At 62.4% G+C, this 14923-nt stretch carries 4 protein-coding genes; 1 reads left to right on the top strand and 3 read right to left on the bottom strand.

Annotation, left to right across the window (positions count from 1 at the left end):
- Positions 1-16: 16 nt before the first annotated feature.
- Positions 17-5365 (bottom strand): DUF4082 domain-containing protein, encoded by a 5349-nt coding sequence (locus ELH03_RS30400; RefSeq protein WP_130806857.1) that lies wholly within the window; start codon positions 5363-5365, stop codon positions 17-19.
- 474 nt (positions 5366-5839) lie between these two features.
- Here ELH03_RS30400 and ELH03_RS30395 point away from each other — a divergent pair, with 474 nt between their 5' ends.
- Positions 5840-6190 (top strand): hypothetical protein, encoded by a 351-nt coding sequence (locus ELH03_RS30395; RefSeq protein ID WP_233944075.1) that lies wholly within the window; start codon positions 5840-5842, stop codon positions 6188-6190.
- Between the two features lie 100 nt (positions 6191-6290).
- On the opposite strand, the gene ELH03_RS30390 is transcribed toward ELH03_RS30395, so the two are convergent.
- Positions 6291-7475, bottom strand: coding sequence for a GTP-binding protein (locus tag ELH03_RS30390; RefSeq protein ID WP_128409483.1), 1185 nt, complete (start codon positions 7473-7475; stop codon positions 6291-6293).
- Positions 7476-7576: 101 nt separating this feature from the next.
- The gene (locus ELH03_RS30385) at positions 7577-14587 is read right to left on the bottom strand and encodes a DUF4082 domain-containing protein (protein ID WP_130806856.1); all 7011 of its coding nucleotides are present in this window, start codon (positions 14585-14587) and stop codon (positions 7577-7579) included.
- Between the last annotated feature and the right edge of the window lie 336 nt (positions 14588-14923).

Below are 14923 nucleotides of genomic sequence, written 5' to 3'. Positions count from 1 at the left end.
TCCCCGCTCGCTTCTTCTACGCCGCGAGCTGCGGTCTGAATGCTACATCCACATAGTAGTTTGTGCTGTTATAGCTGGCACTCGGGAACAAGCCGCCCGAGCCATAGGCATAGACGCCGTTGTTGCCGCTGAGCGCCCTCAAGTCGCCGTTCGTCACTTCGGCGCTGAAGTAATTGCCAGTCGCCGAATAATTGCCGTTGGTGCTGTAGGAAACGACATAGGTCGTATCCGCGGCGACCTCGACCTGCTGGGTGAGCGTCGCGGTCTGCCAGCCGCTTGCCGTTTCGTTGTTGAAGCTGACGCTGCCGAGCAATGTGCCCGAGGCGGTCCAGAGATAGCCGTTATGCGGGCCTGTATTGTCTGCCCCTTTGTAGAAGCGGATGCCGGTGATCCAGCCTGCCGTATCGGCCTGGAATTTCATGCCGAGATTAACCGGCTGGTTGTCGTTGACGGAGACGATTGAAGGCGTCGCATCGGCGGCAAAGAGGTTCTGCTCCGGCCCTCCCGTCTGGCCACCGTTGATGGCGAGCGCAACCTGCGCCGACGCCGTGCCGCCCTTGCCGTCTGCAATTGCGTAGCTGAAGCTCGCCGGTCCCGAATAGCCTGCCGTCGGCGTGAAGGTCACCGTCTGGGCCTGGGCGTTGTATGCGACCGAGCCATTGACCGCGCCACTGACGCCGGTGATGACAAGCGGATCGCCATCGGCATCGGTGTCGTTTGCCAGGAGCACTGAGGCCTGGATCGTGATCGGCGTGCCGGTATTGGTCGACAAGCCGCTGTCATTAGCGGCGACCGGAACCGCATTCTGCGCGCCGCCCTGCTGATAGAGTACGTCGACCCAGTAATTGCTCGCATTGTAGGAAGCGGTCGGGAACAGGCTGCCCGAGCCATAGGCATAAAGGCCGTTGCCGCCGCTCGCAGCACTCGACGGCGCCGTCAGCGCGCCACTCGTATGGTCCGTCGTGAAGTAGTTCGCCGTTGCGGAATAGAAGCCGTTCGAATGGTAGCTCGCCACATAGGTGGCGCCGGCCGTGACATTGATCGGCTGGGTGAAGGAAACCGTCTGCCAGCCGCTCGCCGTCTCGTTGATGAAGGTCGCCTGGCCCAGAAGCTGGCCGCTCGCCGCCCAGAGCGAGCCGACATGCGTACCGATATCCTGGGCGCTCTTGTAATAGGTGAGCCCGGTGATCTGGCCATTTGCAGAAGCGACGAACTTGACGCCGAGTTCGACCGAGTTGGCGTCATTGGCGCCGGCAACCCCCGACGTGTCGGCGCCGCTGAACAGTCTCGACGTCGTACCTCCGCCGGGTGGAGTGCCGACAGTCAGGCTAACCGTGGCCGACGCCGTTCCGCCAAGCCCATCCGAGATCGAATAGGAGAAGCTTGCCGCGCCCGCATAACCCGCCGTTGGCGTGAAAATGACGGACTTGGTCTGGCTGTTGAAGGTCACCGTTCCATTGACCGCACCGTTGACGCCGGTGATGCTGAGCGGATCGCCATCGGCATCGGTGTCGTTTGCAAGCAGGCTGGCTGCGGCAATCGACAGCGTCGTGTCGGAATAGGTCGTGTAGCCATTGTCATTGGCGGCGACCGGCACCGCGTTGCCCGTCGACTGGTTGTAGACGACATCCACCCAGTAGTTTGACGACTGGTAGCTGGATGTCGGGAATGCCGAGCCCCCGACCGCGTAGACGCCGTTGGCGCCGGCGAGCGCCGTTAGCGAGCCATGGGTATGGGCTGACGTGAAATAGCCTGCCGTCGCCACATAGGAGCCTGTAGTGCTGTAGGAGGCGACATAAGTCGTGCCGACCGCGATATGCACCGGGTTGATGAATGTCGCGGTCTGCCAGCCGCTCACCGATCCGCTGTCGGCGAAGCTGACGGTCGCAACCAGCGCTCCGTCTGACGTCCAGAGGGAGCCGGTATGGGGCCCGCTATCGCCGTCCGCCTTGTAGTAGCGGATGCCGGTAATCATGCCGCTCGACGAAGCGACGAACTTCATGCCGAGTTCCATCGACTGGCCGTCGTTGAAGCTTGCGCCCGTCGGCCCTTCGCTTGATGTAAACAGTGTCTCTCCGGAAGGGCCCGGGTTAACGGTGAGGCTGACGCTGCCCTGATCCGTGCCGCCGCGCCCGTCCGACAGCGTATAGGTGAAGCTTGCAGGCCCCGAATAATTGTTGGTCGGCGTGAAGACGACGGTGCCGTTCTGCCTATTGAGCATCACCGTGCCGTTGACGGCATTGCCGACCGCCGAGATCGTCAGCGCGTCTCCATTGAGATCCGTATCGTTTCCGACAAGCGATGCGATCGAGATGACAACAGTATCGTTGTTGGTGATGGTTAGCCCCGTATCATCGGTCGCGACGGGGGCGCTGTTCGGGCCGGCATCGAAGACCACGTCGACCCAGTAATTCGTGCCGGTGCCGGGGCTTTGGCCGGGGAACGTGCCGGCGGTGGTGCCGTAGGCGAATACGCCGCCGCCATCAACGGCCTTCACCGCGCCGCTGGCATAGGTGCCACCAGTGAAATAATTGTTCGTCAGCGAGTAGAAACCGCCACTGTGATAGGAGGCCACATAGGTTGTGCCGGCGGCAATCTGAATCGGGTTGGAGAACAGCACCGTCTGCCAGCCGGAGAGCGACTCGCCGACCGATACACCCGTTGCCAGCCGCGTTCCGTCGGCGCTCCAAAGGCTGACGGCATGGTCGCCGATGTTATAAAACCCCTTGTAGAAGCGGATGCCCTCTACGAAACCTGCGATCGTCGTTTGGAAGCGCAGGCCGAGCTCGACGGAATCGCGATCGATCGCCGTTTCGACAGCGGGCTTGTCCGCCAGCGTCCACAGGCCCGTCGTTCCTGGCAGGGTGACGGTGACCTGCTTGCCCGCCGACGGCGCCTCCATATTGACGCTGTCGTCGACGGCCCGTGACATGACCGTGTAGGTTCCGCTTGCCTGGACGACCCAGTTATAGCTCCAGCTCTCGCGGCCGGTGGCCTTGAACCAGTGCTGGCCGCCATCGGTCGAGACTTCCACGCCGGCAATGATGCCGCCGCCGAAATCCTGCGCCGTGCCGGTGATCGTCACATGCTGCCCTTCGAGGAAGCTTGCACCGACTATCGGCGACGTGACCGACGAGGTGGGCTTCAGCGTGTCGGTTGATTGTGTCGCAAGGATCAGGCTCGCATCCAAAGTCGTCGGCTGAATGCCCATGTCCGCGAACATGTTGACCATCGCCTGCTGCACGTTGCGATCGGTTGACGTGGCCGGGCCTTGGTGGTTGTCACTCAGCCCCCAGGACCAGAAGACGGTGCCGGCGCCGAAGACAAGCGCGCCGCTTTCCGCCCGGTACATGGTGAGACTATGGTTGGCGACGGCCGAGCCGACCGTTGCGCCGTAATCACGCAGATAGGTATCGACCGAGACCGACGAGAGCGACAGGTTGATGAGACCATCCGGACGGAAGCCATTCTCGACATCGGAATCCCACTCGTAGCCCAGCAGGTTCTTCACCAGATCGTAGGTTTCACCTTCATTCAGCTGGGAGACATCGGTATTGCGCCAGAAGCGCAGGTTCGAATAGTCGTAGGGGATGGAAATCGTATCCTGGCGGTAGCTGTCCACCTGGAACATCGTGCCCGTCAGCGCATTCTCCGGCTGCTGCCCCGGATCGGCATAGCGTGGATCGCGCCAGGTACCGGTGCCGACATTGCTCGGATCCGTGCTCGTGCCCCAGGTTTCCTTGTAGCAAACCATAGTGCGGTACGCCTGGCCACTGCCGTCGATGCTGCTTTCCCAGCGGACCTTCCAGTAGCACTCATTGCCGCTCCAGAAGGCGAGGTTGACGCCGGCATCGCGCGCCGCCTCGACATTGGCGCGCTGTTCGGCAGACCAATATTCGTCATGCCCGACGGAGAGATAGGCATCGTGGTTGAGCAGCAGCGCGCCGCTGCGCGCCGCATCGACGCCTGATATATAGGAAACGTCGTAGCCGTTCTGTTCCAGCCACGAGATGGCAGAGGATTCGACGCCGAAGATGTAGTCGTGCGAGCCGCCGATCGGGCTCGTATTGGTAATGATCGGCCTGTTATAGCTGACCGCCGACGCCCGGCCGATGGCCTGCAGGCCGCAGCTGCAGTTCGGGGGCAGGTAGCCGATCATGTCTGCCGGGTCGACGGGCACTTCGCCATAATAGAGGCTGGCGCCGCCCCAGGCATTATAGGCCTGCCATGTCGTGTCTGACGTCTGGAAGACGATATTGCTGGTAGAGGCGTCGTCACGCACGACGAAGGGAATGATGCTGGCGTCTTCGACGCCGTCCTCGCGCACCAGCTTGGCGAAATAGACGCCAGAGACCGCGTCCGTCGGAATCTGCCAGCTCGCCGAAACCGACCAGTTGCCGCAATCGATGAGGCCGAGCGACATGTCGACGATCGGATGCGGCTGGATCTGCGCCGTGGTCAGCGATTGCTCGATCGAGCCGACCTTGCGCGCGCCGTCCCCGCCATAATAGCCCATGCGGTAGATATCGATGCGGTAATGGGTGGAATCGGTGGCGATCTTGAAATCGACCGTCTGGCCGATATTCGTGCTGATCTCGGTGGCGAAGCCCTGGATGGTGCCTCCGCCGTCGCCCTCCAGACCCCATTCGCTGATCGGATTGCCCTGCTTCAGGTTCTCGAGCGCGATCTTGTTGGGCGTCGCAGCAGTTGCAGCAGCTGCAGCCGCCGCCACCGGTGCCGCAAGCGCAGTCGGGGCCGCGGTCGTATTGGCGGAAGCGTCCTGGCTTGGCCCCAGCGAGATGGAGGCTGTCGAGGTTTGAAGGCGCAGTGACGTCGTGCCGGAGCCGGCGGCGGGATCGGCCGGCAGCGTGGTAGCGCCTCCCGTGCCGGCATCGCTGGTAACACCCGTCAGCACGGGCGCGGCAGGCAGCGTCGCAGCCTCCTCGTACGGGTCCGGGCCGAGCACGGTGCGCTCGGATGACCTGGTCGTCGTCTGCAACACCGTCGCAACCGACGCCGTCTTGGCGGACGTGTCCTGTGCGCTGCCGTCGCCTGCAGGCGCCGGCATCGTCGTTGGTGGAATCGAGGCAGTCTGCACGCCGCCAGCTGAGATCAACGCGGCGAGCAGCATCATATTGCCTGTGTAGGAGGACGGGACGGCGCCGCCGTCGGGATTGGCGAAGCTGCCCTTACCGGCAAAGCTTACGGAACCATCGGTACTCGTGGAAGATACAACCGTCGCGGTTCCCAGCACTGCGCTCCAGGCTGAAGGTGCACGACAGATACTCAACGCTCCACCAAATGTACTCAAATACTCACGATTACTGACATGAATTCTCCGCATCAGCGGCGTCCCCTCCCGCATCGGCCGGCCCTTCGACCGCTATAGCAAGGTGTGTATTCTGGCACCTTTGCTAAGGGAATGTACGACAGCAATCTGGGGTATGAGGGAGGTATCCCCTACGCCGATATGATGATCCTCAACGTGTACCGGCCGACAAAGTCCCAGAGCTGCCTGCGGCTACTGGTAGAGCCTTTCCGGGCTAGAGATGCCCGGCCCACCGGCCGCACCGTTTCGCGTTGGCGAAGGTCTGCGTCTCCTCTCAATCGACCTTGACAAGCACGCCCAAGTCGAGACGCTATTGGGCTCGCAACGTCGTAGGAAAACGAGGATAGGATGAGGTTCAGCAGACCGGCAGTCGCAGGCGTGATTGGCGTGACAGCGTGTGTGTTTGGCGCGTGCCTTGCGGCATCGCCTGCGCTCACACAGGAAGTCGAGCCGCCCGCTCCATGGGTTAAGCTCACCGGTTCGCATGCCGGAGCGGTCGGAACATGCTCAATGATTGATGCGAGCGACATCGAGGCTTGTTACATGGTCCGGTGCGACGCCAAGAACGGTCTTATCTTCGAGATTGGCGATGCCACTGTTGGTGGGAACGGCCTGCGATTGGCGCGCTTCGAGATTGGGAGGTACAAAGAGACGATCCGCCTCGACGGGAACAGTCCCGATCGGCGAACGATTGTTCTCTCAAAGCATCCGAAGCTGCTTTCCGCCCTCACATCTGGCGCTGATTTCGCCACTATGTTCGCCATCAAGGCCGGTGTGATAGATTACAGCACCGGCTTTGAACTTACGGGGGCGCGAGACCAGATATCTCGCCTGGCAAATGGCTGCCGAACCAAGCCGTGACGATGGGCAAGGGTCCTGTCCTAGGTAGCTGACGCTGGTTGAAAAAATTCCGGGCCGGATCGGCTGCTCGAGCCGGTTACGTTGTCCTGCGCCGCCCGTGCTACCAGGCAGGAAACGGATCTTCGAGGGTCTCCCAGTCGCGTGGATCGGCGCTGGCGAGGCATCCGTCCAGTGCGGTCCGCACACCTGTCTCGTCCATATCAACGCCGATAAAAACCAATTCCTGCCGACGGTCGCCCCAAGCGCTGTCCCACCGGCTCTCGAGATGCTGACGAAACTGCTGATGGTTCGGCCAGTCCTGCCGGGGCACAGCTGCCCACCAGAGACCCATGGGCTCGCAGCGCCGTTGGATGCCGGCAGCCGACATCAGGCCCACATGACGCGGGCGCGTAGCAAGCCAGAAGTGGCCTTTGGCACGCATCACCCCCGGCCAGGGCTCGTCTAGGAAGGCTCGAAACCGCATCGGGTCGAAGGGACGCCTCGTGCGATAGACAAAGCTCGATACCCCGTATTCCTCCGTCTCTGGAACATGGTCGCCCGGGCTGTACAATTCCTTGTGCCACAACGGGTGCGCGGCAGCCTTTGCTTCATCGAAGAGGCCCGTACTGAGGATGGTTGCCAGAGAAACGCTGCCGAAATCCGTCTCCACCTGGCGCGCATCCGGGTTGAGCGCGGCAACGATCTTGCGGACTTCCGCGCGGATCTCTTCGGTCGCGTCCGAGATCTTGTTGATCACGACAACATCGGCAAACTCGATCTGATCCACCAGCAGATCGATGAGCGTGCGCCGGTCCTCACCGTCGCGCTGCAGGCCGCGGTCGGCAAGCAGATCGGCACTGCTGTAGTCGGCTAACAGGTTTGCAGCGTCGACAACGGTGACCATCGTGTCGAGGCGGGCAAAATCGGCGAGCGAGACGCCGTTCTCGTCGCGGAAAGAAAAGGTTGCCGCGATAGGGCATGGCTCGGCAATGCCGGTGCCTTCGATCAACAGATAGTCGTATCGCCGCTCTTCCGCCAGTCGCCGTACTTCCGTCAGGAGGTCATTGCGCAGGGTACAGCATATGCAGCCATTGCTGAGCTCAATCAATGTCTCCGTCGTATGCGACAGGTTGCAGCCGCCGTCTCGAATGAGACTGGCGTCTATGTTCACTTCGCTCATATCGTTGACAATGACAGCAACCCGCAGGCCCTGACGATTCATCAGCACGTGGCTGAGAAGCGTCGTCTTCCCAGCGCCGAGGAAGCCGGTGAGCACTGTCACGGGTAGCCGGTCGATCCCGTTCATCGACATCCCTCGAATATGGACGTCCGGGGCGACCGTCGCCGCGGCAAGCATTTGCGTCGCATGCGCCTCATTTCGATCCCGTTCCCGACCTCCCCGATCCTTCATGCGGCAAGCTGCGGTCGGAAGACCACATCGGCATAGTAGTTCGCTGAATTGAAGGTGCTGGTCGGGAAGAGACCTGCGGTGGCGGAGCCGCCATACGCATAGAGGCCATTGCCGGCGGCTGGCGCCGTCAGCGGACCGTTGGTGACGGCGGTGGTGAAGAAGCTGTCGGTCGCCACGTAGGCGCCGGTCGTGTGGTAGGAGGCGACATAGGTTGTGTTGGCGGCAATGGTGACGGGTGTCGTGAAGTTCGCCGTCTGCCAGCCACTTGCCGTGGTGTTGGTGAAGGTGGCAGTGGCAAGCTTGGTGCCCGTCGCGGTCCAGAGATCAACGACGTTCTGACCGTTGTCGTTGGCGCTGCGATAGAACCTGATGCCGGTGACATCCCCGGCAACGTTCGACGTGAACTTGACGCCAAGCTCGAGCTGCTGACCGTCGTTGAGGTTCGTCTGGGCCGGCGTGCTGGAGGCGGAGAACAGGCTGTAGGTCGATGGCCCCGCCGCGGCGGCGATAGTGAAAGTCTCGTTGGTCGAGAGGCCGCCGATATCGGTTGCCGTGACCTTGACGCCATAGCTGCCTGCTGTCGTCGGCGTGCCGGAGAAGGTGCGCGTCGAGGCATTGAAGGCAAGCCAGGCGGGCAATGCCGTGCCGTCGGCAGCCGTTGCCGAATAGGTCAGCGTCTCGCCGCTGTCGACATCGGTGAAGGTCGTCGTCGGCAGCACGTAGGAGAAGGCGGAACCGACGGTGGCATTCTGGGTCGCCGTCTGGACGGCGAGCACCGGCGCGTCATTGGCGCCATGGATGGTGACGGTCAGATTTGCCGTGGCGGTGGCCCCGGCGCTATCGCGCATCGTGTAGCTGAAGACATCGCTCAGCGTGTTGGTCGACTGACGCAAGGCCTGGACGGCGGCATTGGTCTCGTTGATCGCATAGCTATAGACGCCCGATGCATTGAGCACGAGACTGCCATAGGCGCCGTTCAGCGCTGAGCCGAGTGTGCCTGACGTCGCACCGAAGCTGACCGCGCTCACCGTCTTGGTGTCGCCGGAATCCGGATCGGTGTCGTTGGTCAGCACGTTGCCGCTTGCAACCACGCCACCCGAACCATTGGCAACGCCACCCTTCTCGGTCGCATCCCCCGCATCGGCAACCGCCGTCGGCGTCGTGTTGCCGGGCACCGACACGGCGATGTTGAAGGTTTCGTTGGCGGCAAGGCCCCCGAGGTCGGTTGCCGTGACCTTGACACCATAGGTCCCGCCTGTCGTCGGCGTGCCGGAGAAGGTGCGCGTCGAGGCATTGAAGGAGAGCCAGGCGGGAAGTGCGGTGCCGTCGGCAGCCGTTGCCGCGTAGGCCAGCGTCTCGCCGCTGTCGACATCGGTGAAGGTCGTCGTCGGCACTACGAAGGAGAAGGCGGAGCCGACGGCGGCGTTCTGAGTCGTCGTCTGGACGGCGAGCACCGGTGCGTCGTTGGCGCCATGGATGGTGACGGTGAGGTTTGCCGAGGCGGTAGCGCCGGCGGTGTCGCGCATCGTGTAGCTGAAGACATCGCTCAGCGTATTGGTCGACTGGCGCAGCGCCTGCACGGCGGTATTGGTCTCGTTGATCGCATAGGTATAGGTGCCCGATGCATTGAGAACGAGACTGCCATAGGTGCCGTTCAGTGCCGAGCCGAGTGTGCCTGAGGTCGCGCCGAAGCTGACCGCACTCACCGTCTTGGTGTCGCCGGCATCCGGATCGGTGTCGTTGGTCAGCACGTTGCCGCTGGCAACCACGCCGCCCGAACCATTGGCAACGCCACCCTTCTCCGTCGCGTTCCCCGCATCGGCGACCGCCGTCGGCGTCGTGTTGTTCGCGTTCGAGGGACGAAAGACCACGTCGGCCCAGTAATTGGTGGCGCTGAAAGTGGCGTTCGGGAAAATGCCTGCGGTGGCGGAGCCGCCATAGCGGTAGACGCCGTTGCCGCTTGCCGGAGCAGTCAGCGGACCACTGGTGACGGCAGTCGTATAGAAATTGGCGGTCGCCACGTAGGCGCCGGTCGTGTGGTAGGAGGCGACATAGGTTGTGTTGGCGGCAATGGTGACGGGTGTCGTGAAGTTCGCCGTCTGCCAGCCACTTGCCGTGGTGTTGGTGAAGGTGGCAGTGGCAAGCTTGGTGCCCGTCGCGGTCCAGAGATCAACGACGTTCTGACCGTTGTCGTTGGCGCTGCGATAGAACCTGATGCCGGTGACATCCCCGGCAACGTTCGACGTGAACTTGACGCCAAGCTCGAGCTGCTGACCGTCGTTGAGGTTCGTCTGGGCCGGCGTGCTGGAGGCGGAGAACAGGCTGTAGGTCGATGGCCCCGCCGCGGCGGCGATAGTGAAAGTCTCGTTGGTCGAGAGGCCGCCGATATCGGTTGCCGTGACCTTGACGCCATAGCTGCCTGCTGTCGTCGGCGTGCCGGAGAAGGTGCGCGTCGAGGCATTGAAGGCAAGCCAGGCGGGCAATGCCGTGCCGTCGGCAGCCGTTGCCGAATAGGTCAGCGTCTCGCCGCTGTCGACATCGGTGAAGGTCGTCGTCGGCAGCACGTAGGAGAAGGCGGAACCGACGGTGGCATTCTGGGTCGCCGTCTGGACGGCGAGCACCGGCGCGTCATTGGCGCCATGGATGGTGACGGTCAGATTTGCCGTGGCGGTGGCCCCGGCGCTATCGCGCATCGTGTAGCTGAAGACATCGCTCAGCGTGTTGGTCGACTGACGCAAGGCCTGGACGGCGGCATTGGTCTCGTTGATCGCATAGCTATAGACGCCCGATGCATTGAGCACGAGACTGCCATAGGCGCCGTTCAGCGCTGAGCCGAGTGTGCCTGACGTCGCACCGAAGCTGACCGCGCTCACCGTCTTGGTGTCGCCGGAATCCGGATCGGTGTCGTTGGTCAGCACGTTGCCGCTTGCAACCACGCCACCCGAACCATTGGCAACGCCACCCTTCTCCGTCGCGTCCCCCGCATCGGCGACCGCCGTCGGCGTCGTGTTGCCCGCGTCCGACACGGCGATGTTGAAGGTTTCGTTGGCGGCAAGGCCCCCGAGGTCGGTTGCCGTGACCTTGACACCATAGGTCCCGCCTGTCGTCGGCGTGCCGGAGAAGGTGCGCGTCGAGGCATTGAAGGAGAGCCAGGCGGGAAGTGCGGTGCCGTCGGCAGCCGTTGCCGCGTAGGCCAGCGTCTCGCCGCTGTCGACATCGGTGAAGGTCGTCGTCGGCACTACGAAGGAGAAGGCGGAGCCGACGGCGGCGTTCTGAGTCGTCGTCTGGACGGCGAGCACCGGTGCGTCGTTGGCGCCATGGATGGTGACGGTGAGGTTTGCCGAGGCGGTAGCGCCGGCGGTGTCGCGCATCGTGTAGCTGAAGACATCGCTCAGCGTATTGGTCGACTGGCGCAGCGCCTGCACGGCGGTATTGGTCTCGTTGATCGCATAGGTATAGGTGCCCGATGCATTGAGAACGAGACTGCCATAGGTGCCGTTCAGTGCCGAGCCGAGTGTGCCTGAGGTCGCGCCGAAGCTGACCGCACTCACCGTCTTGGTGTCGCCGGCATCCGGATCGGTGTCGTTGGTCAGCACGTTGCCGCTGGCAACCACGCCGCCCGAACCATTGGCAACGCCACCCTTCTCCGTCGCGTTCCCCGCATCGGCGACCGCCGTCGGCGTCGTGTTGTTCGCGTTCGAGGGATTGAACATTACATCGACCCAATAGTTCGTCTGGTCGAAGCTTGTCGTCGGGAACGCGCTATTGCCATAGTTATAGACCCCGTTGCCGCTCGCCGGCGCCGTCAGCGGGCCACTCGTCACATTGGAGAGGAAGTAGTTGGCGGTCGTCGAATAGTTGCCGACATTCGTATGGTAAGATGCCGTGTAGGTCTGTCCGGGTGTCAGCGTCACCGGGCTCGAGAAGGAAGCTGACTGCCAGCCGCTGGCAGTCTCGTTGGTGAAGGTGAGGGTCGCAAGCCGCGTACCCGTGCTTGACCAGAGCGACCCCGTATGTGTGCCGGTATCCAGGCTGCTCTTGTAAAACCGGATACCGCTCACCGTGCCCGCCGCGGAGGACTGGAATTTGACCCCGAGCTCGACGGCTGCAGTATCGTCGGTGTTGACGACCGCCGGCGTCGCGCCACCGAAGAGAGATGTAAAAGTGGGCCCGGTGACGGTGACAGTGCGCCCCGCCGAGGGTGTCTCGAGATTGATGCTGTCGTCCACGGCACGCGACCGGATCGTGTAGGTACCGGCGATCGCCGGCACCCAGCTGTACGTCCAGTTCTCATCGCCTGTCGCCGGATGCCAGCTCGCACCATTGTCGGTCGAAACCTCGACGCTGGCGATGACCCCGCCGCCCGTATCGGCAGCGGTGCCCGAAATCGTCACGGTGGATCCAGCGGCCACCGTGGCGGGTACGGTGATAACGGAGGTCGGCGCAACATTGTCCGACGAAGCAGTCGAGGCGGTAAGCCCGGATTGCAGCGTCCCCGGCTGAATGCCCATATCGGCAAGCAGATTGACCATTGCCTGCTGCACGCGAGGATCGGTGGGGGTCGCTTCGTTATCGTGATTGTCGCTCAGGCCCCATGTCCAATAGACCGTACCGGCGCCGAACACCAACGCACCGCTGGGGGCGCGGTAAAGGGTTAGATTGTGGGTCGCGGTCGCATTGCCGGTCGTGTTTCCGTAGTCGAGCAAGTAGGTGCTGACGGGTAGCGTCGTCGACGACAGCTTTACGAGCCCAGCCGGATCGAAGCCATTATCAGGCGCTTCATCCCACTCGTAACCAAGATAATTCTTGGTGAGCGTTGCCGTCTGGCCGGGTTGAAGGTTTGCGACGCTCGTATTGCGCCAGAAGCGCAGGTTGGCATCATCATAGGCAACCTTGATCGAGCCAAGATTGCCGCCGACGTCATCGACCTTGAACAATTGGCCGGTGAGCGAGTTCTCGGGATTGCCGCCGCCGATAGCAGGTGGGCTGAGACGCGGATCGCGGAAGGTGCCCGTCCATTCGTTGGTAGGATCGAGGCTGGTACCCGGGGGGCCCCATGTCTCCTTATAGGAGATCAGGGTGCGATAAGGTGTTCCATCGGGGCTGTAGGCATTGCCCCAACGGGTACGCCAATAGACCTCGTTACCACTCCAGAACATCAGATTGACGCCCGCATCGCGTGCGGCTTCGACATTGGTTCTCTGCTGTCCCGACCAGTATTCGTCGTGTCCGGCATCGACATAGGTCTTGTGATTGAGCAATAGGCTGCCATAGCGGTCGACGTCGACGCCCGAGAGATAGGAGACGTCATAGCCGTTCTGTTCCAGCCAGTAGATGCCTGCATATTCGGCGCCGAACAGATAGTCCTGCGGGCCGGCATAGGTTCCGACCCCGTCGCGGGTCGCAATCGGCCTGTTGTAGCTGAGCGCATAGGCGCGACCCGCCCCCTGCCCCGTCGCCGGGCCGTTGCCGCCATAGAAGTTGGCGCCACCCCAGCCGTTGTAAGCTTGCCAGGTCTCGTCTGCGGTCTGAAAGACGATGTCGCTGTGGCTGGCGTCGTCGCGCACGATGAACGGAATCTGATTTTCGCCGAAGGTGCCGTCCTGACGCACGAGCTTGGCGATATAGACGCCTGAGACGGCATCATCAGGTACGGTCCAGGACGCCGAGACGGCCCAGTTGCCGGCGTCCACCGTGCCGGTCGTGGCATTGCGCAGCGGATTGGGCTGAGTCTGCAATCCGGTATGCTGCATGGTCGTGACCTTGCGCGCCCCCATGCCGCCATAATAGCCGAGCCGATAGATATCGATCCGATAGTTGGTGGAATTCGTATTGATCTTGAAGCTGATCGTCTTGCCGTTGTCGACACTGATGTCGGTCGCAAACCCCTCGATGTTGGTGCTGGCACTGTCGATGCCCCACTCGCTCTCCGGATTGCCCTGCTTCTGGTTTTCCAGCACGATCGCATTGCTCGCCACCGCGGCGGCCGCCACACCTTGCGTTGCCAACGACCGCTGCGCAGAAGGTTGAGGTGGCGTCGTCACCGAGCCGGAAAGGACAGCGATACCCTTGGTGCCGGTTCCCGTTCCCAGCTCTCCGCCGCCGGGCAATGATCCGTTGGAGATCGCCGAGTTCGTCCACTCTGCGGTTCCGCGCCAGCCCGCGAACGAGGATACGTCACGATCGAGAAGCGGATCACTGACTGAGGCGCCGATGGCCTTCTTGATCGTCGACACATAATCCGGCCCGTCGGTAAATTTGGTCCCCGGCAACTGACCGTCCTGCTGAAGCAGGCCGCTGCCATGAGCCCAATCGAGAATCCGTGTGGGGGACGTATAGTAGCCGCACCCGCACACACCAAAGGGCATGCCAAATGCCAATGAATTAGCGCCAGCCTGGTGCGCAGTCGCCTGCGCCGACGGGCTCGATTCGAGAATGACCACTTTGCCCGAGTGAGCACGCTCGCCCGTCACCGCAGCAGAACTTTGCCCCGAAACTGTCGGTGCAGGGTTTTGCGGCAGATACGGAGCCAAAGGATCATCGCCCATGAGGCTCATTCCAGCGGAGGTGCGATAAAAGGACGATTGAGCCCCGAATGCAACTCCGTTCGCGTTCCGGTCGAAACCTGCAAAACCAGACGTGTGGGCGGGCAAAACAGACGCGGCAGTCTCACCGCTTCGACCCCTCGTTTCGCGATTTGTTGCGAAAGCGTCGGGCAAGGGCGGCGGTGCGCGGGTGATATCGGCCCGAGGGTCCGGATCATCGATCACGCCCACTCTATGTTCAGCGTCACGTTCGTCGAGCGCCGCGTTGTTGGGGGGATTGTCGACAAGGGTACCGTATTTGATACCATCCGCGGTCTGCACGGAAGCCGCAAGTTGAGCACTGTCCTCGTGCTTTTCGGCAGGTTTGCGCGGCCTTCCCTTGCCGCCGACGGTCAGCCATGCGGGAATCAACGAATCCACCAGGAGTGAGCGCGAGGTCCACCGACGAGCGTTGCGATACATGGCAGGCACCTCCCGCGAGATTATCAGAATCGAATCTATGAGGACCGCTCGATAGGCGGCCCTGAATTGTAGTCGAAAAATGAGAGAGTATAGGCTACGCCTTTCGCTCTACCGGCGGCATCCTTTGGGCAACCGGCCGTGTTGCACGCCCAGGTTTTGAATGGGACGCGCGAAGATTCGCCGCTTGCTGTGCAAGCTTGAAGCCGCATAGGTGGCTGAGATGGCGGCGTCTTCGGTCGTCAAGATCTGGCACGAGAACGGCCTTGTGCAGCACCCCTGGCGCTGCTTCGAGTTGTCGAACGAAAGGCGGCGACGCCGGTCAATATCGTCGTTCGG

Source organism: Rhizobium beringeri, assembly GCF_004306515.1.
Lineage (GTDB): Bacteria > Pseudomonadota > Alphaproteobacteria > Rhizobiales > Rhizobiaceae > Rhizobium > Rhizobium beringeri.
Note: the sequence above shows the minus strand (reverse complement) of the source record. Positions and strands in the feature narration are given on the sequence as shown.

Bases quoted from the DNA above. Each gene is read 5' to 3' on its own strand.
- ELH03_RS30400 (WP_130806857.1), bottom strand. From the start codon at position 5,365: ATGCGGGAGGGGACGCCGCTGATGCGGAGAATTCATGTCAGTAATCGT.
- ELH03_RS30395 (WP_233944075.1), top strand. From the start codon at position 5,840: ATGATTGATGCGAGCGACATCGAGGCTTGTTACATGGTCCGGTGCGAC.
- ELH03_RS30390 (WP_128409483.1), bottom strand. From the start codon at position 7,475: ATGAACGGGATCGACCGGCTACCCGTGACAGTGCTCACCGGCTTCCTC.
- ELH03_RS30385 (WP_130806856.1), bottom strand. From the start codon at position 14,587: ATGTATCGCAACGCTCGTCGGTGGACCTCGCGCTCACTCCTGGTGGAT.